We start from the raw sequence: 26,587 nt of genomic DNA, 5'->3' as shown, positions 1-26,587 counted from the left end.
AGAACTACGGGGTGTGCCGTCCGGCTGCGTCACCGGACGACGGTGCTGACCTGCTCGATCAGAAGGGGGGCTCGTCGTAGCTGGGGGCTGCGCCCCAACCACCGCCCTGCTGACCACCGGCAGCCGGCTGACCGCCACTGGAGCCACCGCTCCAGCCGCCGCCCTGCTGGCCACCTGCGGCCGGGGCCGCCTGGCCACCGGCGGAACCGCCGGTCGCCCACGGGTCCTCGGCCTGGCCACCGGAGCCACCGCTCCAGCCGCCGCCCTGGCCCTGGCCGCCGCCGAAGCCGCCGCCACCGCCCGCGCCGCGCTGGGTCTTGTTGACCTTGGCGGTGGCGCTGCGCAGGGACGGGCCGATCTCGTCGACGTCCATCTCCACGACGGTGCGCTTCTCGCCTTCCTTCGTCTCGTAGGAACGAGACTTCAGCCGGCCGGACACGATCACGCGCATGCCCCGCTGGCACGACTCGGCGACGTTCTCCGCCGCGTCGCGCCACACCGAGCAGCGCATGAACAGCGTCTCGCCGTCCTTCCACTCATTGCTCTGGCGGTCGAACTGCCGCGGCGTCGAGGCCACGGTGAAGTTCGCGACCGCGGCTCCGGACGGCGTGAAACGCAGCTCGGGGTCGGCGGTCAGGTTGCCGATGATCGTGATGACGGTGTCGCCTGCCATGGACCAGTCCTTCGTCGGTTGATCGAGCGGATCAGTAACTTCGCTGAATCAGGCGCCGGGGCGCAGCAGCTTGGTGCGCATGACCGACTCGCTGAGGTTCAGCTGGCGGTCGAGCTCCTGGGCGGTGGCCGGCTCGGTCGTCATGTTGACGACGACGTAGATGCCCTCGGACTTCTTCTTGATGTCGTAGGCAAGACGGCGGCGGCCCCAGATGTCGACGTTCTCGACGGTGCCCCCGTCGTTCTTCACGACGGTGAGGAACTTGTCCATCGTCTTGTCGACGGTGCGCTCTTCGGTCTCCGGGTCGAGGATGACCATGAGTTCGTACTGACGCATGCTTCTAACCCACCTCCTCTGGTCTCGGCGGTCACGAGTCTCTCTCGTGACAGGAGGGTTGCATTCGTCCCACCGCGAGCCCAAGGGACCCGGCCTGATCTTCCAGCCGGCTCAGCCTCGCAGACCTCACCGACATCGAGTCGGTTCGATCCACAGGGCACCGGGCACACGGCGAACTGGGCAAGACTACCGGGCCGGATGGCATACGCCGAAATCGTGGCGCCGGCGCGTCCGCGCCGGTCAGGAGAAGCGGACGATGAGCCGGTCCTCGGCGCCGCTCATCGGGCCCGCGAGGTCGTCGGGCTCCCCCTTCGACCGGCTCCACCGGTCTCGGGCCCGCAGCCACACGACGGCGACGAGCCACAGCACCGCCACGACGCGCAGCATCGAGAAGAAGGCGTACCACGACGCCGGCAGCCCACGATCGGGCACGGTCGTCGCGGCGATCGTCAGCCACACCGCGACGAAGTTGAGCGTCTCGGCTCCGGCCCAGATGAGGTGGTCACGCCACTGGAGGGCGCACCACGCGACGAGCGGCAGCAGCCACAGCGAGCTCTGCACCGTGAACGACTTGCCGGTGACGAGCACGATGCCGACCATGACGAGCGACACCTCGGCGATCGTCGGGCGCCGGGCCGAGGACAACGCCAGCACGGCGCCGACCACGAGGGCGACGAGCCAGCCGACGACGGCGAGCGCCGTGACGGCCCCGGTGGGCAGGGGGTGCCCGGCGAGCTGCGGCAGCAGCCACGGCGAGCCGTAGCCGGCTCCCGCCGACGCCCACCCCTGGTAGGAGGAGGCGGCCGCCTCGCGGTTGAGCAGCCAGAGCCCGGAGAGCAGCGCGCCGAACGTCAGCAGCGCGTAGCCGACGACGCGACCCATCTCGCGCAGCCGACCGGACCGCACGCAGAGCAGCGCGATCGCGACGAGGATGAGCACGGGATAGGACCGCGCCCCGATGGCGAGCCCGAGCAGCACTCCGGCGAGCGTCGGGTTGCGCCGCGACCACGCCCACATGCCGGCGCTGGCCAGGGCCACCCCGAGCAGGTCGGCCGAGATGAACCCCGCCAGCACGACGACGGGTGACAGCGCGACGTGCGCGGCCGAGATGGGTCGAGCGGCCGACGACGCGACGAGCCAGACGATGACGAGCAGCAGGAGGGTCAGCAGCACCGACCACAGCGCGAAGTACCACGCGGCCCGCGTCTTGAGCGATCCGTCGTCGGGGCCGAGGCTCGCGACGGCCGTGAGCACGAGCCCGGTCAGGGGCGGCTGCCCGGTGACCGGTGCGCCGTCGCCACCCTGGAGGTATGCCGCGAGGCCGGCCTTGAGGTTCGCGTCGCGGTACGCCGTGGGCAGGTCGGCGTAGCAGGCGCTCCAGAACTGGGTGTCGCCCGAGAAGCCGGTGCGCAGGCAGGGTGCGCGCAGCAGGATCGCCAGACCGGCGGTGACGGCCGTGAGGGCGGACAGCAGAGCGGCCGTGAGCACCCACGGGAGCTCACGGGCCGCGGCATACCGTCCGCGGGGGCCTCCGATGACCTCGGAGGCCGCCCGCACGACGGGGTCGTCGACCTTCTCGGTCACCGAGTGGTCACCCCGCCTGCGTCCCCGGCGCGCCCGTCATGGGGCGTTGCCGGGTTTCGTCGAGGTGGGCGACGGTCCTCCGCCCCCGGGTAGGGGGATCGTGATCGTCGGCTGCGTCGTCGTCGGCTGGGGCTTCCCGGTGCCGTTCGTCTTCGTCGGCTGCTGCGTCGTCGTCGGCGGTGCCGTCGTGGTGGTCGGCGCCTCGGTCGTCGTCGTGGCCGGCGCCTGGGTCGTCGTCTGCGGCGGCGGCGTGAACGTCGGGGTGGGCGTCGGGATCTTGTCGTCGCCGACACCGACGCGGCTCGGGAAGTCCTGGACCTCCATGTTCTCCGTCACGACCTTCATGAAGTCGTAGAAGACGTCCGCGGGGATCGTGCCACCCGTGAGGTTGGTGTCCTCGGAGCTCGTCAGCGTCTGCGGGTTGCCGTCGGCGTCCGGCTTGTACATGCCGATCGACACGGCCAGCTGCGGGATGAAGCCGGAGAACCAGATCGACTTCGACTCGGACGAGGTGCCCGTCTTGCCGGCGACGGGCCGGTCCAGGCGCTGGAGCTTCGTCGCGGTGCCGCCGTCCTTGACGGTGTAGGTCATGGCGTCGGTGACGTCGGCGGTCACGTCCTTGTCGAAGGCGCGCTTCGTCTGCGGCTTCGCCTCGTAGGTGAAGTCACCGGTGGTCGACGTGACCTTCTTGACGAAGTACGGCTTGGCCCGCACGCCCTGCGCGGCGATCGTCGAGTAGGCCGTGGCCATGTCGATGACGTGCGGGGACGCGGTGCCGAGGACGTTGGTCAGGTCGGTGCCGAGTCCACGAGTGCGCTCCGGGATGCCGGCGTCGATGGCCGCCTGTCGGGTCAGGGCCGGCGTGATCGTGTTGTTGAGGTTGACGAAGGCCGTGTTGATCGAGCGGCCGATCATCCGCCGCATGTCGACCATGCCGTAGGAGCGGTCACCGAAGTTCGTGATCTTCGTGCCGGCGATCTCCTGCGGCTGGTCGCCGTCGAACTTCGTCTTCGTCGAGATCCCGTCTCGGACCGCGGCCAGGACGGCGAAGGGCTTGAAGTTCGAGGCGCCCTGCATGATCGCCTGGGTCGAGGTGTTGTACTGGCTCTTCGCGTAGTCGGCACCGCCGTACATCGCGACGACCGCGCCGTCGCCGGGACGGATCGCGACGAGGCCGCCGGTCACCTTCTTGGGCAGGTTGTCCTTCATCGCCGCGATGGCCGCGGTCTGGGCCTTCTTGTCGATCGTCGTGACGATGCGCAGGCCGCCGTTGTCGATCTCCTGGTCCGTCAGCCCGGTGGAGATGAGCTCGCGCTTGACCTGGGCGGTGATGTAGCCGTTGGGGCCCGAGGAGGACTTGTTGCCCTTGTAGGCCTGGATCTTCGGCAGCTCGGTGTACTTCGCCCGCTCGGCCGCGCTGAGCCAGCCCTCCTGCACCATCCCGTCGAGGACGTATGCGTAGCGCTTGGTGAGGTTGGCCTGGGCCGAGTCGCCGTTGGCCGGGTCGTAGAGCGACGGCGCGTTGATGACCGACGCGAGGACGGCGCCCTCACCGACGGTCAGCTTGGAGACGTCCTTGCCGAAGTAGGCCTTGGCCGCGCTCTGGATGCCGTAGGCGCCGCGGCCGTAGTAGATCGTGTTGAGGTACTTCTCGAGGATCTCGGCCTTGGAGAGCTGGCCGTCGATCTTGACCGCGATGAGGATCTCCTTGGCCTTGCGGGAGATCGTGCGGTCCTGGGTCAGGAAGTAGTTCTTGACGTACTGCTGCGTGATCGTGGAGCCACCGACCTGTGCCTCGCCGGTGACGCTCGTCTTGACGGCGCGCAGGATGCCGCCGACCGAGATGCCGTTGTTCTGGTAGAAGGTGCGGTCCTCGGCGGCGATGTGCGCGTCCTGGACGAACTTCGGCACCTGCCCCAGCTTGACCGACTCGCGGTTGCCGTCCTGGACGGCGATGCGGTCGAGCTCGGTCTTGCCGTCGCTGTAGTAGACGATCGAGACCTGCTTGTTGGCCAGCTCGTTGGGCTGCGGGATGGCGGTCTGGTTGTAGGCGACGACGACGCCGACGACGCCGAGCACGAGCAGCACGGCGGCGGCGATCGAGCCCCACTTGAGCGTGCCGAGCACCCACTTCTTCCAGCCGGTGCGGCCCTCGCCGTCACCGTCGTCGAAGCCGGCACCACCGGTCGACCGGCCCGTGCCGTTGCCACTGCCGTTGCCATTGCCTGCGCGCTGGGCCCGGCCCTTGTCGGCCGCCAGCTGGGCAGCGCGGATGTCGCGCCTGCTCTGCGTCACAACCTGCTCCATTCACTGATCAGGCCCGAGAAACCGTCCCGGGCCGCCACTCAGTATGACCTGACCGGCGCCGGGACGACGAAACGACGGAGGCGGCTCACACGACCGGCACAAGCACCCCACAGACTGTTTTCACATACCCGCGTGCGGCGTGCAACCTTTCTCCGGGGTCAGCCGGTCCTGCAGGATGTGACGACAGTGACAGGCACCGACGCCGCGGCGAGCAGCCTCTCCGCCGGGCCGCTGACAGGGGGACGAGCCGTGGACCGAGGGTCCTTCGACGACTTCGTGGCGACGCGCTCCACCCGACTGTTGCGGACGGCATACCTGCTGACCCACGACCGCGCGCTCGCCGAGGACCTCGTGCAGACCTCCCTCGCCAAGGCGTGGTTCGCCTGGGCCCGCATCGACGGCCAGCCCGACGCGTACGTCCGCCGGGTCATGGTCAACACGTACTCGAGCTGGTGGCGGCGGCGCTGGAACGGCGAGCAGGCCACGGCCGAGCTGCCCGAGCGGGCCGCGGCTGCCGGGCACCGCCCCGAGGACGTACGCGTGGACGACCGCACCGACCTCTGGCGGGCGCTCGCTCGGCTGCCGAAGCGCCAGCGGGCCGTCGTCGTGCTCCGCTTCTACGAGGACCTGTCCGAGAGCGAGACGGCCGAGATCCTGCAGTGCTCCGTCGGCACCGTGAAGAGCCAGGCGAGTCGCGCGCTGGCCAAGCTCCGCATCGACCCCACCCTGAGCCCGACCTCCGACGAGGAGCGTGTCCGATGAACCTCACCGACCTGCGCGACGAGCTGACCACCCACGCCGACGACCTCGGCACCGCGCCTGACTTCACGACCGCTGTCGCCGGCCGGGTGCGCACGACGAAGCGCCGTCGCGCCGTCGCCGCCGGCTCGGTCGCGACGCTCGCCGTCGCCGCCCTCGCCGTCGGTGTCGTCACCTCGCTCGGGCGTCCCGAGCCGACGGTCCCCGCCGGGTCGGCGGCGAGCGCGGCCCCGATGATCGGAGCCGACGGCATGCCGTTCCGCTCCGTCCCCGACGCGCCCGGCGACGTCGTCAAGGACGGCCTGCGCTACCGGGCCCGGGTCGGTGACGACACCCTCGTCGCCGGTTTCGTCGGCGACCGCGGCCAGGGTCAGTTCTCGCTGGTCTGGGAGCCCACGACGACCCACGTCTCCGTCGGCGCCGAGTGCTACCTGCCCGGCCTGACGCAGACCGAGGCCGCGGCATACATGGTCACGGTCAGCCTCACCGGGACCACAGGCTTCTTCGGCAGCTCGTGCTCGGCAGGCCGACCGGCCGAGCGCGACCTGCCTGCCGGCGGGACCGTCCCCGGCGAGCCGGGCCGGGGGTGGAGCGAGCTGACCGTCGGCAAGGCCACCACCCTTCGCGTCCAGCTCGTCGACGCGAAGACACACAAGCCGACCTCCGTGGACGGCGCACAGCTGACCGGAGCCGTCTACGAGCAGGGCACGTTGCAGCCCGTGGAGGACGAGGCCGGCACGACGGTCGCTGCCCTGCCGACCGTCGTCGAGCACCAGGGCTACCGCTACCGCGTCGCCGGCGTCGCGATCGGCCCGCTGGCGTCCGGGACGCTGCCCGAGCTGGGCGTCCCGACGAGCGTGTATGCCGGGGTCGCCGTCCCGGACGGGCCGTTCCTCGTCAGCTGGGGGTCCGCCGGCAAGGACCTCACCGACGCCGCGCGGTCCGGAGACGGCGCCGGTCTGCGGCTCGAGGGTCTCGAGGCCACCGAGTCCCGCGGCTACGGCTCCTGGGGCGAGGTGCCCGTGCGAGCCGGCTCGACCCGCTCGCTGCGGCTCGTCGCCGAGGGTCCCCGACCCGACCACGGCACCGCGTTCATCGTCATCTACACCCCGGAGCCCTGACCCACTCCGGCGCGGGGTCAACCAACAGGCCCGAACCAGCCAGACGGCGCTCAGGCGCCGAAGCCGTGGTTCGGTCCTGTTGGTTGACCCGGTGACGCGGCGATGCGTCGGCATGATGTATCGCAGCGATATATCTGCGTGTATGGTGAAGGCGTGCCGAAGTCCGAACGCCCCCAGAGCCGCCGCGCTGCGCTGCTCGAGTTCGCGGTCCTCGGCCTGCTCCACGACGGCCCGCTGCACGGCTACGAGCTGCGCAAGCGCCTCACCACCGCGCTCGGCATCTTCCGGGCGCTGTCCTACGGCTCGCTCTACCCGGCGCTGCGCCACCTCGTCGACTCGGGCTGGATCCACGAGACCACCGAGGCGGCGACGGGCAGCAGCAAGCGGCCCCGCATCACCTACGAGCTGACCGCGGACGGCAAGGAGCACTTCCAGGACCTCGTCGCGGCCAGCGGCCCCGACGCCTGGGACGACGACGACTTCGACGTCCGCTTCGCCTTCTTCTCGCGCACCGAGGCGCAGGTGCGCCTGCGCATCCTCGAGGGCCGGCGCTCCCGGCTCGAGGAGCGGCTCGCCAACATCCGCGACGCCTCCCAGGCCCGCCGCGAGCGGATGGACAGCTACACCCTCGCCCTCCAGCAGCACGGCGAGGAGCGCGCCGAGCGCGAGGTGCGCTGGCTCGAGGAGCTCATCGTCGCCGAGCGCCGTGCGGCCCTCGACCCGGGCCCGGCGGCCTACGACGAGCCCGGCCTGGGCACCACAGACATCACCACCCCCCAGAGCACGACCACCAACAACAAGGAGTGATCCATGGGATCCGTACGCGTCGCCATCGTCGGCGTCGGCAACTGCGCGAGCTCGCTCGTGCAGGGCGTCGAGTACTACAAGGACGCTGACGCCACCGCCGGCGTCCCCGGCCTCATGCACGTCAAGTTCGGCGAGTACCACGTCTCTGACGTCGAATTCGTCGCCGCGTTCGACGTCGACGACAAGAAGGTCGGCAAGGACCTCTCCGAGGCCATCAACGCCTCCGAGAACAACACCATCAAGATCGCCGACGTCCCCACCACGGGCGTCGAGGTCCAGCGCGGCCACACGCTCGACGGCCTCGGCAAGTACTACCGCCAGACGATCGACGAGTCGGGCGCCGAGCCGGTCGACGTCGTGCAGGTCCTCAAGGACCGCAAGGTCGACGTCCTCGTCTCCTACCTCCCGGTGGGCTCCGAGCAGGCCGACAAGTTCTACGCCCAGTGCGCCATCGACGCGAAGGTCGCCTTCGTCAACGCGCTCCCGGTCTTCATCGCGTCCGACCCCGAGTGGGCCGCGAAGTTCGAGGCCGCCGGCGTCCCGATCATCGGCGACGACATCAAGAGCCAGGTCGGCGCGACGATCACCCACCGCGTCATGGCCAAGCTCTTCGAGGACCGCGGCGTCGTGCTCGACCGGACCTACCAGCTCAACGTCGGCGGCAACATGGACTTCAAGAACATGCTCGAGCGCGAGCGCCTCGAGTCCAAGAAGGTCTCCAAGACGCAGGCCGTCACGTCGAACCTGACCGGACCGCTCGCCGGCCTCGTCGACAGCAAGAACGTCCACATCGGCCCGTCCGACTACGTCGCGTGGCTCGACGACCGCAAGTGGGCCTACGTGCGCCTCGAGGGTCGCGCCTTCGGCGACGTGCCGCTGAACCTCGAGTACAAGCTCGAGGTCTGGGACTCCCCCAACTCGGCCGGCATCATCATCGACGCCATCCGCGCGGCGAAGATCGCCAAGGACCGCGGCATCGGCGGCGCCCTGCTGTCCGCCTCGTCCTACCTGATGAAGTCGCCGCCGGAGCAGCGCCCGGACGACCTCGGTCGCGCCAAGCTCGAGGCCTTCATCGCGGGCACCGAGGAGCGCTGACCTCCCCGGTCACATCTGCTGGAGCCGGGGGTGTGTGGTCGTGCGAGCATGCGAGCGCGAACCACACACCACTCCGGAATGCCGTGAGGCCCCCTTCCGTCCGGAAGGGGGCCTCACGCGTACGCCGGCGTCCGCCAGCGCCTGGCGAGGCCGCCTCGCCCCGGTCCGCCCGTGCGACCGGGACGGTGCGGGCGGCTACCTGAGGGCGGTGCCGGTCGTCGTGCCCTTCGGCGCCTCGACGAGGCACACGACCGCGCGGTCACCGCGCCAGCTGTAGGCGTCGGACGGGTAGAAGAAGCTCGGGTCGAGCTCGTTGTAGGCCCGGTCCGTGATCAGGGGGTCGGCCTTGTCGGTGCAGCCCTTCTCCGCGGCGGCGACGACGGCCTTCTCCCCGGGGAAGCGCCCGGCCGGCAGGTCGAACCTGAGGACGGCCTGGCTCTCGTGCGGCTCGGTGCACGGGATGATGGTCACGAGGCTCGGCGTGTCCGTGCGTCCGCCCGAGAAGCAGTCGCCCGCCTTGATCTCGTCGATGTAGGCCTGGGTTCGCGCAGGTGGGGCCGACGTCGCCGAGGGAGCCGGGGACGCCGACGTGCTCGCCGAAGGTCGGGGCGTCGTGCTCGCGACCGCCGAGGCACTCCTCGTCGGGGCGTCGCCGGGAACGGTGACGAGCAGGACGACCCATCCGACGAGCCACAGGGCGCCGAGCACGATGCCAGCGATCGCCAGGCCCCGGCCGCTCTGGATCCTCCGGCGCAGCTGGCCCAACGCGACGAAGCCGAGCACGATGCCGACGACGGCCGCGACGGGCAGGATGCCGGCGATCCCGCAGCACAGCGCCGCGATGGCGAGCCCGTTGGTGCCCGGTGTCGGTACCGGCCGGAAAGACAGGGAGTCCGACGACGGCATCGCCCCCATGGGCGGCAGTCCCCCGGCGGCGGGAGCCGGCCCACCGGGCGGCATCATGGGCGGTGGGGCTGCGTAGACCGGTGCGGTCGGAGCAGTGGCCGGGGGCGGCGCGTCGACGTCCGGGTTCGGCTGTGGGGGGCCGCTCGGCGGCGGCAGTTCGGCGGTCACGACCGGGAGCATCGCAGGTGGATGCGCGACGGGGGACGAAACGGGACCCCCGCGACCAGATCGTGACGAGCACGGCACCTCGTGCGGCGGCGGACCGGTCACCGGAGGGGGGCGCGCGCGAGTGCCAGCGGGCCCGAGCGCTCCCGGCTCACCCCGCTGACGGCATACGCGAGGGGTTCTCGCCGCCCTCCGCAGCGGCGCTGTCCTCAGCCCCCGCACCCTTCGCACTCCCTGCGCTCTCGGCTCGGTGGCGGCGCACCTGCCACACGACGAGAGCGACCACGACGACGACACCCACGGCGACGGCAGCGCCGCGCCCGAGCCACGTCTCGACCCGGGCGTAGGAACGGCCCGCGAGGTAGCCGGCCGTGACGACGACGCTCCCCCAGGCGATCCCGCCGGCGGCATTCCAGACGAGGAAGGTCGGGTAGTGCATCTTCGACATCCCGGCCAGGGCCGGCATGACCGCGCGCAGGAACGCGGTCCAGCGGCCGAGGAAGACGGCGGCGCCGCCGCGGCGGCCGAGGAAGCCCTGCGCCTGGTCGATGCGCTCGCGGTGCCGGTCGAAGGCGCGCAGGGCCACCACCCGACCCCCGAGATGCCGGCCGACCTCGAAACCGACGGTGTCGCCGACGATCGCGGCCACGACGACGACGAGGAGGACCGCGGCGAGCGGTACGTGCCCGAGCGAGGCGGCCACGCCACCGAGGATGGCGACGGTCTCACCGGGCACGACGAAGCCGACGAAGAGCGCGTCCTCGACGAAGACGACCCCACCGACGACGAGGAGCACGAGCCACACCGGTGCGTGCAGGACCTGGGTGGTGATGGTGTCGAGCAGCGCGCTCACGTCGGGGCTCCTAGGGATGGCGACAGATTCCACGCGCAGTCTCGGTGAGTCTGCTGGGAGCGCACTGGATGTGCGTCACAACATTTGGACACCCATAACGCGATGCATGGTTCTGTGGTCAGAATGGCACGCAGACCGGGGCGCGCCGTGCGCCCGACCGCGAGAGGACGAGCCAATGGCAACACCGCGACTGGGCGAGATCGCCCCCGACTTCGAGGCCACGACGACCGAGGGCCCGATCCGCTTCCACGACTGGAAGGACGCCAGCTGGGCCGTCCTCTTCAGCCACCCGGCGGACTTCACACCGGTCTGCACCACCGAGCTCGGCCGCGTCGCCGCCCTCGACGACGAGTGGAACAAGCGTGGCGTCAAGGTGCTCGCCGTCTCGGTCGACCCGATCGAGCAGCACGAGGAGTGGAAGGGCGACATCGAGGAGGTCAGCGGTGCGACGGTCGGCTACCCGATCATCGCCGACGACTCCCGCCAGGTCTCCGAGCTCTACGACATGATCCACCCCGGCGAGGGCGACACGTCCGGCGTGCGCTCCGTCTTCATCATCGACCCGGCCAACAAGGTGCGGCTGTCGCTGACCTATCCCAAGAGCGTCGGCCGCAACTTCGACGAGATCCTCCGCGCCGTCGACGCGCTCCAGCTCACCGACAGCGGCCCGTTCTCGACGCCGGCCGACTGGCGCGAGGGCCAGAAGGTCATCGTGGCCCCGACGGTCTCGACCGCCGACGCCCGCGAGCGTTTCGGCGCCGACGCCGTCGACCAGGTCAAGCCCTACCTGCGCTTCACCGCCGCCCCCGCCTGAGCGGCGAAGGACGCCTTGGGTCACGTCCGTGCGGACGTGACCCAAGGCGTCCTGCTGTCTGTACTCCCCGTCAGGGATTCCGGCGGGTCGGAGGGTTGACGCCCCGGTCGGCGTCGCCGGGGCGCAGCGTGGGCAGGCCGTACGGCGCCTGGGTCGCCGCGACGGCGCTCAGCGCCTCCCACGCCTGCCGGGGACTCTCTCCCGTCCACGACATGCGAGACGCGACGAGCCCGGCGACGAGCGGCGTCGCGAAGGACGTCCCGCTCCACTCGGCGAGGCCCGTCGTGAACTGGACCGTCTCGTCGGCCAGCGGGGACTCCTTGTACGTGTACGGCCCGTCGGGGTAGGCGTTGACGACCTTCGAGCCGCGGGCGTAGACGTCGACCCACGTCCCCCGGTTGCTGTACTTCGCGAGTCGTCCCCGCTTCTTCAAGGCCCCGACGGCCACCTTGCACCGCGGGGCATCGGGGTGCGGCAGGGGGATGCTGGCGGGCTCGAACGGACCCTGCGTGCCGTCGTTGCCGGCCGCGCACACGAGCAGGGTCTTCGTCGGCTCGAGCGTGGCGACGAACTGCCGGAGCGCGAAGGCGGGTTCGGTCGAGGCCGCTGCCCGCCGCCGTCCGGCCGGCGGCTCCGCGACCGGAGTCGTGCCGCTCGCGCCTCCCGTGCCCGCCGACATGCTGATGATGTCCGGCTCCGTCTCCAGCACCCGCTGGAGGATCGGAGCGAGCTCGCTCTCGATCTGTCCGTACGTCGTCGGACCCCAGGCGTGCAGGGTCACCTGCGCGGCCGGCGCCATGGCGCGGACCACGCCCGCGACGAAGATCCCGTGGCCGCGGTAGTGCCCGTGCTCCACGGCTTGGACCGTCGTGCCCGGGCGAGCGGTCTCGAGCTCGTCGTGGGTGACCCCGTGGAGCCAGGACCATCGGGTGTCGGGCGCAGGGGTGGGCTCGACGTCCCGCTCCGTCGCGGCCAGCGGCCATCCCGAGTCGATGACAGCCACGTGCACGCCCTCCCCGAGGGAATGGTCCGGCCGTACCTCGGGGTCGGGTCCGGCGGACGCCGGGACCGGCTCGGTCGCTGGGCAGCCGCTGTTGGACGTGAGGTGGACGACGCGGTCGAAGCCCGCGAGGTCGGCGCGGCCCGTCGCCGCCTCGATGGCGAGCAGTGCGGTCTCGGCAGGGGTCCCGGAGACGTCGTCCCCGGCCCACGGCTGGCCTGGGGGCAGCGGTAGCACCCGCAGCCAGCCGACGGGCGGGGGTAGGCGACCGTCGTCGGCGCCGGACGGTGCCAGGCTGAGCCCGCCGAGCGCCTCGGAGATGCGGGCGAGGTCGTCGTCGTCGGTGCTGACGAGGATGGTGTCGGCGCGGTAGAGGAACTCGGTCGTCTCGAGGTTGTCAGGATCAGGGTAGGCGGTCACCAGGGCGGCATCGCCTCGTCCCTCGGCCTGGAGCGATGCGTTGAGCCCTTGGATCATGAGGCGCAGCTGGTCGGTGTAGCGGGCCTGCTGGGCCGGGTTGGGCAGTGCAGGTCGCCACCATCGAACGTCCGGCGCGTCGGGGGTGGGGCTGCCATCATCGGTGTTGGACATCGTCGACCTCCTGGCTGGTGTGGGGGTGGTTCATGAAGCCAGACGCACAACCCCTGCGCTCGGATACACGACCTCGCGCGCGCAGCGCTCCGCGTCGTCCACGAGACCCCCGCCCGACCGGCACCGAACTCGTGGACTCACTGCTCCCTCTTGCACTATCCCAGCCCGCTCGGGCGATGGACCTCGCCTCACGCATCCTTTCTGACTCGACCGACCCCCACGACCGATCCGTCGCACACCAGGCGTCGGCGATCGTGCTCCGGGACAGTGGACGGACCGGCGAGGCCGTGGCCCACGGGTTCGCCGCCCTCCGCAACGCTCGACGCGTCGACGCCACCCGCCAGGCGGACGTCCTCGGGACCCTGGGGATCGTGCTGGCCTTCGCGGGACGCACCAGGGACGGGCTGCTCCGCTTCGACGAAGCCGTGCCACTGACGCCTCCAGCCATGCTGCCGCGCCTGCTCCACCGCCGGGCGCACGTGCTGCACATGCTCGCCCGCAACGCCGAGGCGCTCGAGGACCTCGACCGCGCGATCGCCGGGAGCCGCCGCCTCGGAGACGACCTGTGGGAGGGACGCTCGCTCAACACGAGGTGCGACGTCCACCTGGCCCTGGGTCACGCCGACGCCGCCGAGGCCGACGCGCGTCGAGCCGAGGTGCTGCTCGACCGGGTGGGGCAGGAGTTCGAGGCGGTCCAGGCGGTCCACAACCGCGGCCTCGCAGCCAATCTCCGAGGAGACGTCCCGACGGCCCTGCGACTGCTCGACGAGGCATCGGTCCGCGCCCACCGCCTGGGCAACGAACGGCACGACCTCGTCATCGAGCGGACCCAGGTCCTGCTCGGGGCAGGGCTCATCGACGAGGTGCGACGCCTCTGCGCAGTCACGCTCCCGGGCACGGTCGGCGCGCCCGTGCGACGAGCCGAGCTGCTCCTGACGGACGCGCAAGCGGCCCTCGCGCAGGCCGACCTCGCCGCCGCGGAGGCGAGTGCGGCAGAGGCCCAGCGGCTCTTCCGGTCGCAACGCCGCCCGGGGTGGGCCGACCGCGCCCGGCTGTTGCGGCTGCGCGCCGCGTACGTGTCCGTGCGACCCGAGCTGCGACCCTGGATGGTCGACGGCGAGGGGGCTGCCCCGCCTCCCGACCCGGGTCGTTCAGCGACGGACCTGCTCGCCGAGGCCACCTCGCTCGTCGGATCGATGCAGGCCCGGCACGCGGTCGAGCTGCCCGTCGCGCTCGTGCTGCTCGGCCGGATCGCGCACGACGCGGGCCGCGACGACACCGCGCGCCAGGCCCTGGGCGATGCTGCGCGAACGCGCTGGACGGGGCCGCCACTGGGCCGCGCGGCAGGTTGGCTCGCCGGAGCCCTGCTCGCCCAGCAGCTCGGCGACCGACGAGCGCTCCTGCTGGCCTGCCGGCACGGTCTCGACGCGGTCGACGAGCACCGCAACCTGCTCGGGGACGTCGAGCTGCGGGCTCTGGCCAGCGGGCACGGCATCGAGTTCACCCGTCTCGCCGTGGATGCCGCAGTGCGCGCGCGTCGGCCTCGCCGTCTGCTGTGGTGGGCCGAGCGCTGGCGTGCCGCTGCCTTGGACGCGCCCCGCGCGAGCGTCACCGACCCGCTGCTCGTCAGCGACCTCGCGGCGCTCCGGGACGTGACGCGCCGTCTCGACGCCATGGGCGCAGACGACCCCGGGTCGGTCGCCTTGACGCGGGACCGGGCCCGACTCGAGGCCGCCATCCGGCGCACCCACCGCCACCTCCGGTCGGGGGACGGCACGCCGTCGAAGGAGCCGGCAGATCGCCGCAGTTCCGACCGCACGGTTCGTGCCGACGGCGGGCCCCAGCTCGACCTCGACGCCGTGTTCGAGACCGTGGCCGACGAGGGTGCCGTCGTCAGCATCGTCCGCGACGGCGACACCCTGCACCGCCTCACCGTCCACCGAGGCGTCGTGCGGCACGTCGTCGTCGGTCCGTCTGCCCGGGCCGCGACGGAAGCCGACTTCGCGCGACTCGCGTTGCGTCGTGCCGCTCTCGGTCGCCGGGTCGACCTCGCCGCTGCGGGACGGCTGCTCCAGTCGGCTCTGCTGGGCGACGGTGCCGACCTGCCCGAGGGGTGCCGTCGCGTCATCGTCGTGCCGCCCGCCGACCTGCTCACCGCACCGTGGGGACTCCTCCCGTGCTTCTCCGACCGGCACCTCAGTGTCAGTCCGTCCATCGCCCAGTGGCTTCGGGCGACCCGGCGACTCGGCACGGGAGCGGGCTCGCACGTGGCGCTCGTGACCGGGCCCGGCCTCAGCACCCGGGAGGCGGAGGTTGCGAGCCTGAGCCGGATCCACCGTCACGCCAAGGTGCTTCGTCCCGAGGACGCCACGGCAACGGCCGCTCTCGAAGCCGTCGACGGAGCGTCACTGGCTCACATCGCGGCTCACGGGACGTTCCGTGGCAACGCCCCGCTCTTCTCCGCGCTCCATCTGGCCGACGGACCGCTCACCGTCCACGACCTGCTGGGCCTGCACCGCTCGCCGGGTGCCATCGTCCTGTCCGCGTGCGACTCCGGAGGCGCGGCGCCCATCGGTCCGTTCGAAGCCCTCGGCCTCGTCTCGAGCCTGCTCGGGATGGGCACGGCGACCGTCCTCGCCAGCGTCGTCCCCGTCAACGACGCGGCCTGCCTCGGCGTCATGCGCGACGTCCACACCGCCGTGGCGAGAGACGGCACCACGCTCTCCGAAGGGTGGCTGGCCGCACGTCGCGGTGCGCTCGGTGACGACCTCGCACTGGCGACCGCGGCCTCGTTCACGGCGTGGGGAGCGTGAGGCGAACCATCACCCCACGTCGAACCACGGCGTCACCAGCAACCGGCTCCCGGCTCGCTCGAGGACGATGCGGGCAAGTCCGAGAGGCACGCGTTCGACGGTGAAACGTCCGCCGTCGAGTTCGACCGTGGTCGACGAGGACGTCGTCTCCACGCTGACGTGGGCTCCGGAGAGATCGACCCCGGAACCGTCGTCGACGATGCCGACCGCCCGCGCGAACTCGCCCCGCACGGTCACCTCGACCTCGATCGAGACCTCGCCGTGCTCGAACACGTGCAGCCGGCTCGAGCCCTGCTCGTCGGGCACGGCCCGGAGCTCGGCACCCGAGAGCGACTCGCTGGCCATGGTCATGAGGACGGCGTCGGCGTGGCGGAGCTCGAACGCGGCCCTGCCGAGCTCGACGACGTCATCGGGGACGGGGTCAACCGTATCCGCGATGCGCCGCAGCCGCGCCAGGAGCTGCGCGTCGTCGACGTGAAGGTCGTGGTCACTCATCACGCCCTCCTTTCGGTGTCGAGATCGGAGCCGGACTCCCGCACGATCGCCCGGAGCGCCTCGAGGCAGCGCATCCGCGTCGGCCCGATCGAGCCGACCGGCATCCCGAGCGAGTCCGAGATGACCTTGTAGTTCGGGCGGTCGCTCGCCATGAGCGCCCGGAGCAGCACCTGACAGCGCTCCGGCAGGTGGCCGAAGCACGACCAGAGCTCACCGTCACGCTCGTCGTCGAGCAGCGCCGCGTCGAGGGCGAGAGCCTGCTCGTCGGGCACGTCGGTCGCGAGGTCGTCGTCGCGCACGAGGTGCTCACGCTTGCCCTTGCGCAGGACCGCCAGGGCCTCGTGCTGCGCCGTCGTCGCCAACCACCCGGCCAGGGCCTCGGGCTGCTTGATGGAGTCGAGGTGGTCGAGGAGCTTGAGCCACGTGTTCTGCACGACGTCGGCGGCGTCCTCCTGTCGGAGCCGGTGGCCGCGCGCGACGCCCCAGAGCAGTGACGAGAAGCGCTCGACGATGGTGTTCCACGCGGTGGCGTCTCCGTGGGAGGCGCGGGCGACCAGCTCGGTGAGTTCACCAGGTTCGCCCATGCGTCGCCCCTCCTCTGGGTGCTCAGTCTAGGTCTCACACCGGGCAGACGCGGCTGTCAAGCGAATTGATACGTCCGGGTGCCCTCCGGGCATGCGAAAGGGTGGCCGCTCCTCCCCTGTCCGGGAGCGACCACCCTTTCGCGGCGCGTGCTGCGGAGCCCGTGGCTCACGCAGCAGCCGGGCTCACTTCGACGACGTCTGCTTCTGCGACTCGGCGTTGGTCTTGCACTTCTTGCCCATGGCGTCGAGCTTGTCGCCGGCGGCCGAGACGACCTGGCGCTGGCCGTGCCAGTCGCTCTGGAAGCGGTCGGCGTCGGTGCCGCCCCAGTTGCCCTTGATCGTGGAGACGGCGCCGTTGACGGCCTCGACGATGCCGTCGAGCTCGCCCTTGTAGCCGACGAGCTTGTCACCGGACGCGGACACCGCGTCGGCGTTCATACCCTTCTTGTAAACAGCCATGTCAGTTCCCCTTCGGAAGTGAAGCGTGTGTAGGTCGTGGTGAGATGAGGTGGATCAGTACTGCGACGAGGTGCTGCGCTGCTGCTGGACCTCGTGGTCGATCGTCGACTTCATCTCGGTGAGCAGCTTCTGGGCCTTCTGGAGCTCGGGACGGTGCGTGCCGGTCCACTCCTGCTCGAACTGCTTGGAGTCGTCACCCTGCCAGTTCTGCTTCAGGGACTCGACCTCCTGGTCGACCTTCGTGATGAGCTTCTGGATGGCCTCCGCCTGCTGCTGCAGGACGTTGCCCTGAGCGTTGACCTCATCGTCGTTCATTCCGAGCCAAGCCATGACCTTCTCCTTTGCCTGTGTTCCCCCGACTGATTCGGGAAGTTCTCTTCCGGACCACCCGTGCAGGCCCGCGCTGTGCCAACTCCTCGACGTCCGCCGGGCCCTCGGGCAGTTCGTCCCGATGGGCGGCTTTCGTCGACATGCAGAAACCTATGTCAGCCCTCTGGGGGTGTCGATGGGGAGCACTCCCCATGATCCGTGACCCCTGACGGGCACCGATGGCGTATGCCGTGTGCTTCGTCCGACTCCCCTGTGCACCAAGGCTTTCGGCGTGGAATTCAGACTCACGGGCGGGCCACCTGGAGGAGCTCGAACTTGCCCTTCTCGATGATGAAACCGCGGCCCGGGGGGAGCTCTGCCCTGTTGAGGGCGGGGAGGTTGGCCTTGAAGACGGCGAGCCCCTCGTTGCCGTCGGGGTGCAGGGCGAGGCCGGAGCGCGACGTCTTGAGCAGGGCCTGGAGCCCGAAGTTGCTGCTGAAGAAGGCAGCCTCGCCCTCGGCCACGACGAGCTGGTCGTTGTCGACGCACGCCTTGGCGAGCGTCGTCAGGGCGTTCTCGGCGCCCGACGGGGCGAGGTCGTCGATGCGCTCGACGAAGACGGCGATCGGCCTCGTGACGCGCTCCTCCTCGATCTCGGCAGCCAGCCGGCTCGCGAGCGCCGACGAGGCCTCGCCGCCCACGGCGGTCTCGGCCCAGATGCCGAGGTCGAGCAGCTCCGACGTGCGACGCGAGGTCATGAGGTAGAGCGCCGATCCGGAGCTGAACCGGAAGAGCCCGGCCGCGGTCGTCGCGACGGCGGTCGTGCGCCCCGAGCCGGACGGGCCGGTGATGATGAACGAGCCCTTCGGGTCGAAGCCGATCGGCTCGAGCGTCGAGGACGCGACCCCGACGACGGGACGCCCGCCGCACTCCGACGGCAGGTCCCCGAGGGGGATGATCTCGGCGAGGCTCTCGATCGGCGGGGCCTGGCTGACGCCGGCCTTGCGGGTCGCGTCGGCGAAGGCCTCGATCGCGGCGGCCTGCACGGTGACGTCGGACGAGCCGCCGAGCACCGCGACCTGCACCTCGGACCCGGACATGAGCCCGCGCCCGGCCGGTGAGGCCATCGTCAGGACGTCACCCGGCACGCCGAAGACGGAGTAGTCGTCGACGTTGCTCATGCGCAGGATGATCCGGCCCTGCACGGCCGCGGCGAGGTTCGTCGGAAGGCCGGTGCGCTGGTCGGACGCGATGATGAAGTGGACGCCGACCGGTCTGCCGTCGGCGGCGAGACCGGCGAGCAGGTCGAGCCACTGGAAGCGCCCGCCGACCTCGTAGGCCTGGCGGAACGCCGTCATGTTGTCGATGAGGACGATGACGCGCGGCTCGTCGGGACGGCCGGCGATGCGACGGTAGTCGGTGATCGTCGCGGCACTGACGGCCGAGTAGCGCGAGGCGCGCTCGTCGATCGTGGCGCGCAGCGTGCGCAGGAGGCGGATGACCCGCTCGTGGTCCCCACCGGGGATGATCGAACCGACGTGCGGCAGGGACTCGAGCATCGCGAGGCCACGGTTGCCGAAGTCGAGGCCGTAGACGTGGCAGGGTCCGCCGCGCACCGTGTAGCCGGCCGCGATCGCCATGGAGCGCAGGAACACGGACTTGCCGGAGCCCGACGTGCCGTAGATCGCGATGTTGCCCTCCTTGTCGGGGCGGAACGCGATCTCGGGCTGGGCCTGGTTGTCGGGGTCGTCGGCGATGCCGAAGACGAGCTCGTCGTCACGACGCTGCGTCGGGAGGGTCGCGAGGTCGTAGACGGGCCGCATGTCCGGCAGCCACGGCTTGCGCGGCTTGGGCAGCTCGGCGACGCGGGCCGCCCGGCCGAGCGTGCTGACGAGTCGCTGGATGTCGGTGGGCCCGAGGTCGGCCGCCTCGTCGGCGCCCTCGACCCGCGGCGGCTCCCACTCGACGCCACGACCGAAGGTCAACGTCTCGACCTTCATGTCGGGCGGCGGGGGGACGTCGGAGGTCCACCCCCCGGCATACCCCGTCTGGAAGGGGACGAGCCGGCCGGGACCGGTCTTTGACACCGCACGGCCGGGGAGGGCGGGGTCGAAGAAGGCCGCCTCCTTGGAGCCGAGCACGTCCTCGGAGTCGTTCTCGTCGGCCATCCGCAGCGCCATGCGGAGGTTGGTGTTGGCGCGGAGGTTGTCCTTGATGACACCGGCCGGCCGCTGCGTCGCGAGGATGAGGTGCAGGCCGAGCGACCGGCCACGCTGGGCGACGTTGACGACGCCGTCGACGAACTCGGGCACCTCCTGCACGAGCGCGGCGAACTCGTCGACGACGAGGATGAGCGACGGCGGAGCCTCCACCTCGCCGCGACGCTCGAGCTCGAGCAGGTCCTTGGCCTTGTGCCGGGCGAGCAGGTGCTCGCGGTAGTGCAGCTCGGCCGCGAGCGAGGCGAGGGCACGGCGCACGAGGTGCGGCGACAGGTCGGTCACGAGGCCCACGGTGTGCGGCAGCTTGACGCAGTCCCGGAAGGCCGAGCCACCCTTGTAGTCGACGAGCAGGAAGGTGACGCGCTGCGGGGAATGGGCCGCCGCCATGCCGAGGATCCAGGCCTGGAGCAGCTCGGACTTGCCGGCACCGGTCGTGCCGCCGACGAGGGCGTGGGGGCCGTCCGAGCGGATGTCGACCGAGAAGGTGCCCTGACTCGACTGGCCGACGATGGCGCGCAGGTTGCCTGGCTTGCGGGGCAGCACGGCGGGCGCGTACGGACCGGTGAGGATCGAGCGCGACTCGCCCCACTTCTCGATGACGGCCTCCTCGGAGCTCGCGAGGTCGGTGCCGGCGAGGGTGAGGAGCGAGACGGCGCGGGGCAGGTCGCTCGCGTCGTCGACCGGGACGCCGGCGTCGACGACCGGGGCGAGCTGGCGGGCGCAGGCCATCGCCTCGTCGTAGCCGATGTGGTCGACGGCGACCGGCTGGACCTCCTCGCCGGCGTGGACGTAGCCGGCGAGCGAGCTCTGGTCGTCGCTGACGACGAGGAAGGTGTGGCACGCCGCCGGGAGCAGCTGCTGGGTCTCGGCGACCCAGAGCACGACGACACCCTGGTGGTGACCGCGCTCGGCGATGGCGACGAGACGGCTGCGGTCGATGGGCGCGTCGCTCTCGACGAGCACGAGGACGGTCGGGCGCTCGGCGCTGGCCTGCTCCCGCTCCTTCGCGGTGCCCTTGGCCTCGATGATGTCCTCGAGGGCGTCGGCGAGCGCCGAGCAGGCCGGGGCGCTGGCCGCGAGGTGGTCGGTGGCGATCGGGCTGTGCGGCGACGTCGTGTGCGGGAGCCACTTGAGGAAGTCCCAGTCGCGGGCGGAGCTGCCCGAGGCGAAGGAGCAGACGGCGAGCTCGGCGGGTGAGTGCAGCGCCGCGGTCTGGAGAACGACCGAGCGTGCGGCACCGAGGGCGTTGGCGCGCTGGCCGGCGACGCCGATGGCACCGTCGGCGAGCGGGCTCGCGACGATCGGCACGTCGTGCACGACCTCGAGGCCGTGCAGCTGCTCGGAGACCTCGAGCCACGCCTCGGCCTTGGAGCGGCCGACGGCCGGCATCGTGATCGCCGACCGGGACGGGCGGGTGCCCAGCCCGAGGCGCAGCTCGGCGTAGCCGTTGCCATCACGTCGGCGGGTCCAGAGCAGGGCGCTGCGGTCGCGCACCGCGGTCAGGCAGTCGGCGCCGCTCGGGTGCTCCCCGCGACGGGTGTGGCCCTCGACCTCGAGGGAGCCGCGGATGTGCTGCGAGAGCAGGGCGAGGTCCTCCTTGAAGTCCTCCATCGCCTGCGCGAAGTCCTTCTTCTGCTGGCGGCGGGCCTCGTAGTAGGTGCCCGCCATCATCATCGGCATCATCAGCATGAAGATGATCGAGAAGGCGCTGCGGGTGATGAGGTACATGACGATGCCCATGAGCAGCGGCACGACCATGGCGACGAGCGGCATCGGCTGGAGCTTGCCGCGCTCGGGCAGGTCGGGGACCTGCCACTCCTGGCCGGCGAAGAGCGGCGCCACCCGCGGGGAGCGCGAGAAGGCCACGGTGCCGGCGTCGCCCGAGAGCACACCGCTGCCGGGTCGGGTCACGACGCCGTCGCCCTGCAGGTGCACCTCGAGCTCGGTGTCGCCGACGCGCACGACGTCGCCGCTCTTGAGGTGGGCGCGGGTGACTTGCTGCCCTCCGGCGGTGATGCCGTTGGCCGAGCCGAGGTCGACGACCTCGACGACCTCCTGGATGACGAGCTTGGCGTGCTTGCGCGAGACCGACTCGTCGGACAGCTGCACCTCGCTGCCGCGCCCGCGGCCGATGTATGCCGTCCCGCGGGCGAGCGGGAACTCGCGGCCGGCGTCGGGGCCCGAGCGGATGTAGGCGACGGCCGCGGGCCGGCCGCGGTCGACGAAGCCCTCACCGGCACGGGTCGTCGAGACGCGCATGCCGGACTGGAGGCCGCTCTCGGCGACGGTCGCCCGCGGGTCGAGGCCACGCATGTCCTGGTCGACGAGGGCGAGCGTCATCGGGGCGTCGACCCCGAGCACGGTCGAGCGGTTCGGGTCGGCCGCCGCGAGGTAGGCGGCGAGGTCCCCGACCGTGGTGGCCGAGTCCGTCGTCGCGACGAGGTCGGTCTCGCGGTCTCCCGACCGGAGGACGAACTTGAGCTTCACGCGTCACCCTTCTTGCTCTTGCGTCCGGTGCTGCCCACGCGGCGGCTCGCTCGTGTGCCGACCGGCAGGCTCGTGCCGATGCCGGCCTTGGTGGCGCGGCCGCGGCGGGTCGCCGGTGGCTTGCCCTGACCCCGTGACGTGCGGGCCAGCGCCGGCCCGAGACCGGAGCCCGTGGGCAGGTGGTCACGGAAGGTCCGCAGCGAGACGTCCCCCCGGACCTTCTGCCAGAACGACTGCTCGGACCGGATGCGCTTGCGCGCCGTCTCGACGTCGGCCCAGAAGGCCTCGACCTCCTCCGGCGTCGGCTCGGCGACGTCGAAGACGTGACCGTTGGCGGCGGTGGCGAGCGGCACGAGCGCCAGGCTCGGTCGAGTGGGCACGGCGTCCCCCTTCGTCGGCAACGGCTCCGTGTCGGCGCTCGGGGCGGGGTGCCCGGGTGCCGGGACGGGAGCGCCCATGAGGGCGCCGTCGACGACCGGGCTCGGCTTCTCGGGCGGTGGCCCGAAGACGTGCTCCTCGAGGGCACGCGCCTGCTCGAGGCGGGTCCCCTTGACCGGCAGCGGCATCCGCAGGTCGCGTGCGGTGTCGACGACCTCGCGCCACCCGCCGCTGACGCGGCTCGCCGTCTCGCCGGTCGTGCGCCGGCGGCGGCGCCGCAGCGCCTTGGCGAGTCTGATCACGCTGTAGACGACGAGCAGGACGAGCAGCGGCACGACGACGAAGAAGATGAGCCAGCGCAGCCAGTCCGGCCAGTTGTCGGGGTCGAGCGGGTTCCTGTCGTCCTTGGGCGGGTTCTTCAGCTGGGTCGCGTTCTGCGCCTGGTCGGGACCCTGGAGGACGCTCGGCGGGTTGTTGGCCGCCGGCGGAGGCACCTGGGCGCCGGTCTTCTTCTCCTCCGACTTCTGGATCAGCTGCTGCGGCTTCTTGTTGCGGTCGGGGACGAACTGCTTCCAGTAGATCGGCTGCCACGAGCCATTCGTCGTCGCGACCTCGACCCAGGCGTGGACGTCCTTGCCCTTGATCGCGCCGGTCGCGTCGGGCTCGGCGCCGAGCACGACGCGGGCCGGCACGCCGAGGCGGTTGGCCGCCAGGGCGAGCGCGGAGGCGTACTGCTCGTCGTTGCCGGCCAGCTGGGTGGCCTTCATGAACTGGGTCATCCGCCGGAGGCTGTGGCCGGGGAGGAAGACGTTCTGGTAGTCACCGGGCGCGCCGCCGTCGGTGTAGGCGCCGTCCTGCATGGCCTTGGCCACGGCGACGACCTTTTGCCACTGGCCGTCGACGCGCTCGGTCCACGGCGAGATCTTGTCGTCGATGAAGGTGAGGTTCTGGCTGTCGACGACCGTGCCGTCAGCCACGTCGACGTTCTTGGGCAGCTCCGCGTCGACCTTCTGCGCCAGGGCGCTGACGGTGTACGTGTCGCCTGCCTGGAGCTTCTCCGGCAGGACGCCGGTGTTGGTGTCGACGTTGAAGCGCAGGTCGTCGGCCAGCTGGTCCCCCCGGGATCCGCCGAAGTCGAGGCCAATGACGGTGCCGAACGTCGGCAGCCAGACGTCGCTGTAGCCACCGGCCGGCACGCCGACGGTCGCGGTGACGGGGTCACCTGCACCCTCCGCGGCGATGTGGGTGCCGACCTTGCGGAAGCTCGTGCCCCCCGGGTCCTCGCCCGTGCCGAGGTTGGCGACGTTGCCGGCGCCCCACACGAAGTCGTCGTAGGAGTCGAGCGCCGCGATGCGGACCGGGACACCGGCCGGCAGTCCCTTGACCGTGAGCAGCGTCTTGTCGAAGAGCTCGGAGCCGTTGGGCTCGGTGTACTGGCGGAAGCCGGCGAGCGGGGAGGCGTACTGCGTCACGTCGAAGGGCGGCTGGAGTCCCGTGCGGAACACCGTGCGGTCGGCGGGGTCGGCGCCGGGCAGCATCGGACCGACGAAGAAGCCACCCACGGTCGCCACGGCGAGCAGGGCCGCGGTCGTGACCGCGCGCGTCGTGCGGCCCGCACCGTTCTGCAGCGCCGGTCGGTTGCGGTTGCTGCGCAACGCCGTCCACCCGATGGCGACGAGGGCGAAGAGGGCTCCCTGGAGCAGCACGCCTGCGGGCGTCAGCGTGCCGAGCACGATCGAGGCGACGAGCAGCACCACCGGTGCGACGAGCGCCGTCACCGCGCCGGTCCACCGGCGGGCGACACCGTAGGTCAGCGACCCACCGACGAGAGCGAAGAGGAACGGCAGGGCCATGTAGGGACCCTCGGAGTCGACGGGCGGGAGCGCGGTCAGCAGCTCCTTCCAGCCGGGCACGGCCATGTGCACGAGGGTCGCGAACGTCTCGCCCGACGGGATGAACCCGGCGACGAGGTCCTCGCGGACCGCGAGCGGCCCACCGAGGAGGAGGTATGCCGCCGCCACCGCGAGCAGCGTCACCACCCCGGGTGCCCGGAACGTCGCGGTCACGTGCGCGACGAGCAGTCCGATGACGAGACCGGCGAGGCCGACCCAGAGCCAGCCGAGGCCGAAGAACGTCGTGCGGAAGCCGACGAGGGCGAGGCTCACGAGCACGACGGTGAAGCCGGCGTCGACGAGGTGGGCGGTGCTGGGCCTGAGGCGGGCCAGCTGGGCGCGGACGCGCTCACCGGCGGACGGGGGCGTGACCAGTGCAGATGCGGGCGGCGCAGGGATCGAGCCGGCAGCGCCGGGGGACGTCGGAGAGCTCATCGGGCAACCCCTGAGACGAGAAGCGTGCGGAGGTCCTCGAGCGCGGCGAGCGTGAGGATGACGAGGCCGCCGCCGCGACGGATGCCGTGGTCGGCCTGCGGGTCGATGACGACGATGACGCGCGTCACCTCGGGCGGGAACTGCCCGGCCGCGCGCTGCAGCTCGATGAACGGACGGTGCGGACCGGTGACGATGAAGCAGGTGCTCGTGTCGGGGGCCAGCTCGGCGGCGTCGAGCGAGGTCGTGAAGAGGTCGACGGGCCCGGGCTCGACCCGGGACATCGCGTCGAGGCCGATCTGCGGCACCGACTTCGTGACCTTCTGGGAGCCGCAGACGATCGTGCAGTCCTGCTCGTCGAGCATGACGCGGACCATGATCGAGGACCCGACCGAGATGGCCGTCTCGACGTCGGCCTGGATCGCCGTGGGGGCGTTCGCCGCCATGATGTCCCGCTCGACGTCCCGGTCGGTCCGGCCGGTCCTGCCGTGACCCGAGCGGTACTGCTCCGGGTCGGGGTCGACGAGGATCGTCACGTGCGAGCGGCGCGTGTCGAGGAACTGGCGCACGAGGAGCTTGCCGGCCTTGGCCGAGCTGCGCCAGTGGATGTAGCGGCGGTCGTCGCCGGGCTGGTACTCGCGCAGCGCGTGGAAGGCGAGGTCGCTCATCGAGACGTCCTCGGTGGTGCTGCCCTCGAGGTCGCGCAGCAGACCGGCGCCGAGGGACTCGAGCGCGACGGTGCGCGGGTGGACGAAGAGCTCGGTGCGCTCGGTCCACGTCAGGGTGCGGCGCATGAGACCGAGCGGGTCACCCTGGACCGTCGTCGCCGGCCCGACCTGGATGACGCCGCGGCGCGACGTCGGAACGACGAAGAGCTCCTCGTGCGCGTTGCCGGGGGTCAGGGCCGGGAGCACGAAGCGAGCGGCCGACAGACCCACAGGCAGCTCGACGAGGATCGGCAGCATCGGGGTGCGGGCCTCGTTGGTGACGAGGATGCGACCGGTCGCGGGGTCGCCGACGACGACGCGGCGCGGGTCGACCTCGGCGAGGATCCGGACCTTGGTGCGACCGAGGGCGAGGACGAGGCAGATCGCGAAGAGGAGCAGGGCGGCCGCAGCGACCATGAGCAGCTCGGTCCAGCCCCAGCGGGCCCCGACGAACCAGCAGACGAGACCGAGCGCGAGGATCGTCCAGCCGAGCGGCGAGACCCACCGGAGGACGCCGGCGACCGGGCGCCACACGCCCTCGGTCTGACCGGCCACCTGCTCGATGGAGCGCGTGATCGGCGCGGTGATCTGGCGGATGCCGCGGCTCGTCGTGCCCGGGACAGCACGCCCCCGAGCGCCGGTCGTGCCTGCGTTCGCGGCTGCGTTCGGGGTGGACGCCGCCACGGGCGCGCCGGCACCGGCCGGCGCTCCCCTGCGTGACGGCATACGGAAGCGGCCGCCGCGACGCGACGACGTGGCCCCCTGGTCCTGCTGGGTCATGCGGTCCCCTTGGTTGCTTCG

20 protein-coding genes are annotated in these 26,587 nt (G+C 71.5%); 6 read left to right on the top strand and 14 right to left on the bottom strand.

Annotation, left to right across the window (positions count from 1 at the left end):
* Positions 1 to 58: 58 nt before the first annotated feature.
* The 4 genes from H283_RS0101140 to H283_RS0101125 all read right to left on the bottom strand — a co-directional run bounded on the left by H283_RS0101140 (position 59) and on the right by H283_RS0101125 (position 4,888).
* Positions 59 to 673 (bottom strand): single-stranded DNA-binding protein, encoded by a 615-nt coding sequence (locus H283_RS0101140; protein WP_020141667.1) that lies wholly within the window; start codon positions 671 to 673, stop codon positions 59 to 61.
* Between the two features lie 48 nt (positions 674 to 721).
* Positions 722 to 1,009: a 30S ribosomal protein S6 gene (gene rpsF / locus H283_RS0101135; protein ID WP_028785248.1), complete on the bottom strand. Its 288-nt coding sequence runs from the start codon at positions 1,007 to 1,009 to the stop codon at positions 722 to 724.
* 240 nt (positions 1,010 to 1,249) lie between these two features.
* Positions 1,250 to 2,593 carry a glycosyltransferase 87 family protein gene (locus H283_RS0101130; protein ID WP_020141665.1) on the bottom strand — a complete coding sequence of 448 codons (1,344 nt, stop codon included), beginning with the start codon at positions 2,591 to 2,593 and terminating at the stop codon, positions 1,250 to 1,252.
* A gap of 36 nt (positions 2,594 to 2,629) precedes the next feature.
* Complete coding sequence (locus H283_RS0101125) at positions 2,630 to 4,888, bottom strand: transglycosylase domain-containing protein (RefSeq protein WP_020141664.1); 2,259 nt, start codon at positions 4,886 to 4,888, stop codon at positions 2,630 to 2,632.
* Positions 4,889 to 5,149: 261 nt separating this feature from the next.
* On the opposite strand from H283_RS0101125, the gene H283_RS0101120 reads away from it, so the two are divergent.
* The 4 genes from H283_RS0101120 to H283_RS0101105 all read left to right on the top strand — a co-directional run bounded on the left by H283_RS0101120 (position 5,150) and on the right by H283_RS0101105 (position 8,682).
* Complete coding sequence (locus tag H283_RS0101120) at positions 5,150 to 5,662, top strand: SigE family RNA polymerase sigma factor (protein ID WP_020141663.1); 513 nt, start codon at positions 5,150 to 5,152, stop codon at positions 5,660 to 5,662.
* Positions 5,659 to 6,780 carry a hypothetical protein gene (locus tag H283_RS0101115; protein WP_020141662.1) on the top strand — a complete coding sequence of 374 codons (1,122 nt, stop codon included), beginning with the start codon at positions 5,659 to 5,661 and terminating at the stop codon, positions 6,778 to 6,780. The genes H283_RS0101120 and H283_RS0101115 overlap by 4 nt, the downstream gene beginning before the upstream one ends.
* A 153-nt stretch (positions 6,781 to 6,933) precedes the next feature.
* Entirely contained in the window at positions 6,934 to 7,587 is a 654-nt protein-coding gene (locus H283_RS0101110) for a PadR family transcriptional regulator (RefSeq protein ID WP_020141661.1), read from the top strand.
* A gap of 3 nt (positions 7,588 to 7,590) precedes the next feature.
* Positions 7,591 to 8,682, top strand: coding sequence for an inositol-3-phosphate synthase (locus tag H283_RS0101105; RefSeq protein ID WP_020141660.1), 1,092 nt, complete (start codon positions 7,591 to 7,593; stop codon positions 8,680 to 8,682).
* Positions 8,683 to 8,877: 195 nt separating this feature from the next.
* Here the strand turns inward: H283_RS0101105 and H283_RS0101100 are convergent, their stop codons facing one another.
* Positions 8,878 to 9,756, bottom strand: coding sequence for a DUF4190 domain-containing protein (locus H283_RS0101100; RefSeq protein WP_156022899.1), 879 nt, complete (start codon positions 9,754 to 9,756; stop codon positions 8,878 to 8,880).
* 148 nt (positions 9,757 to 9,904) lie between these two features.
* Positions 9,905 to 10,606, bottom strand: coding sequence for a DedA family protein (locus tag H283_RS23615; RefSeq protein ID WP_020141658.1), 702 nt, complete (start codon positions 10,604 to 10,606; stop codon positions 9,905 to 9,907).
* A gap of 175 nt (positions 10,607 to 10,781) precedes the next feature.
* Here H283_RS23615 and H283_RS0101090 point away from each other — a divergent pair, with 175 nt between their 5' ends.
* Complete coding sequence (locus tag H283_RS0101090) at positions 10,782 to 11,420, top strand: peroxiredoxin (RefSeq protein ID WP_020141657.1); 639 nt, start codon at positions 10,782 to 10,784, stop codon at positions 11,418 to 11,420.
* Positions 11,421 to 11,490: 70 nt separating this feature from the next.
* Here the strand turns inward: H283_RS0101090 and H283_RS0101085 are convergent, their stop codons facing one another.
* A complete protein-coding gene (locus H283_RS0101085) occupies positions 11,491 to 13,011 on the bottom strand; it encodes a S8 family serine peptidase (RefSeq protein ID WP_020141656.1) in 1,521 nt (506 codons plus the stop codon).
* Positions 13,012 to 13,187: 176 nt separating this feature from the next.
* On the opposite strand from H283_RS0101085, the gene H283_RS0101080 reads away from it, so the two are divergent.
* Positions 13,188 to 15,824 carry a CHAT domain-containing tetratricopeptide repeat protein gene (locus H283_RS0101080; RefSeq protein WP_020141655.1) on the top strand — a complete coding sequence of 879 codons (2,637 nt, stop codon included), beginning with the start codon at positions 13,188 to 13,190 and terminating at the stop codon, positions 15,822 to 15,824.
* Positions 15,825 to 15,833: 9 nt separating this feature from the next.
* On the opposite strand, the gene H283_RS0101075 is transcribed toward H283_RS0101080, so the two are convergent.
* The 7 genes from H283_RS0101075 to H283_RS26390 form a co-directional block, all read right to left on the bottom strand.
* Entirely contained in the window at positions 15,834 to 16,319 is a 486-nt protein-coding gene (locus tag H283_RS0101075) for a hypothetical protein (protein ID WP_020141654.1), read from the bottom strand.
* Complete coding sequence (locus tag H283_RS0101070; protein WP_020141653.1) at positions 16,319 to 16,903, bottom strand: RNA polymerase sigma factor; 585 nt, start codon at positions 16,901 to 16,903, stop codon at positions 16,319 to 16,321. The genes H283_RS0101075 and H283_RS0101070 overlap by 1 nt, the downstream gene beginning before the upstream one ends.
* Before the next feature lie 183 nt (positions 16,904 to 17,086).
* Positions 17,087 to 17,362 (bottom strand): WXG100 family type VII secretion target, encoded by a 276-nt coding sequence (locus H283_RS23610; RefSeq protein ID WP_156022898.1) that lies wholly within the window; start codon positions 17,360 to 17,362, stop codon positions 17,087 to 17,089.
* Positions 17,363 to 17,416: 54 nt separating this feature from the next.
* On the bottom strand, positions 17,417 to 17,692 hold the full coding sequence (locus tag H283_RS0101060) for a WXG100 family type VII secretion target (RefSeq protein ID WP_081633740.1): 276 nt from the start codon (positions 17,690 to 17,692) through the stop codon (positions 17,417 to 17,419).
* Positions 17,693 to 17,976: 284 nt separating this feature from the next.
* Positions 17,977 to 22,377: an FtsK/SpoIIIE domain-containing protein gene (locus H283_RS0101055; RefSeq protein ID WP_020141650.1), complete on the bottom strand. Its 4,401-nt coding sequence runs from the start codon at positions 22,375 to 22,377 to the stop codon at positions 17,977 to 17,979.
* Positions 22,374 to 25,082: a transglutaminase domain-containing protein gene (locus H283_RS0101050; protein ID WP_020141649.1), complete on the bottom strand. Its 2,709-nt coding sequence runs from the start codon at positions 25,080 to 25,082 to the stop codon at positions 22,374 to 22,376. The genes H283_RS0101055 and H283_RS0101050 overlap by 4 nt, the downstream gene beginning before the upstream one ends.
* Entirely contained in the window at positions 25,079 to 26,566 is a 1,488-nt protein-coding gene (locus H283_RS26390; protein ID WP_020141648.1) for a DUF58 domain-containing protein, read from the bottom strand. The genes H283_RS0101050 and H283_RS26390 overlap by 4 nt, the downstream gene beginning before the upstream one ends.
* Between the last annotated feature and the right edge of the window lie 21 nt (positions 26,567 to 26,587).

This window comes from Terracoccus sp. 273MFTsu3.1, from assembly GCF_000383675.1.
In the GTDB taxonomy this organism is placed as follows: domain Bacteria; phylum Actinomycetota; class Actinomycetes; order Actinomycetales; family Dermatophilaceae; genus Terrabacter.
The sequence above is the reverse complement of the archived record's forward strand: the minus strand, read 5'-3'. Positions and strand labels throughout refer to the sequence as shown.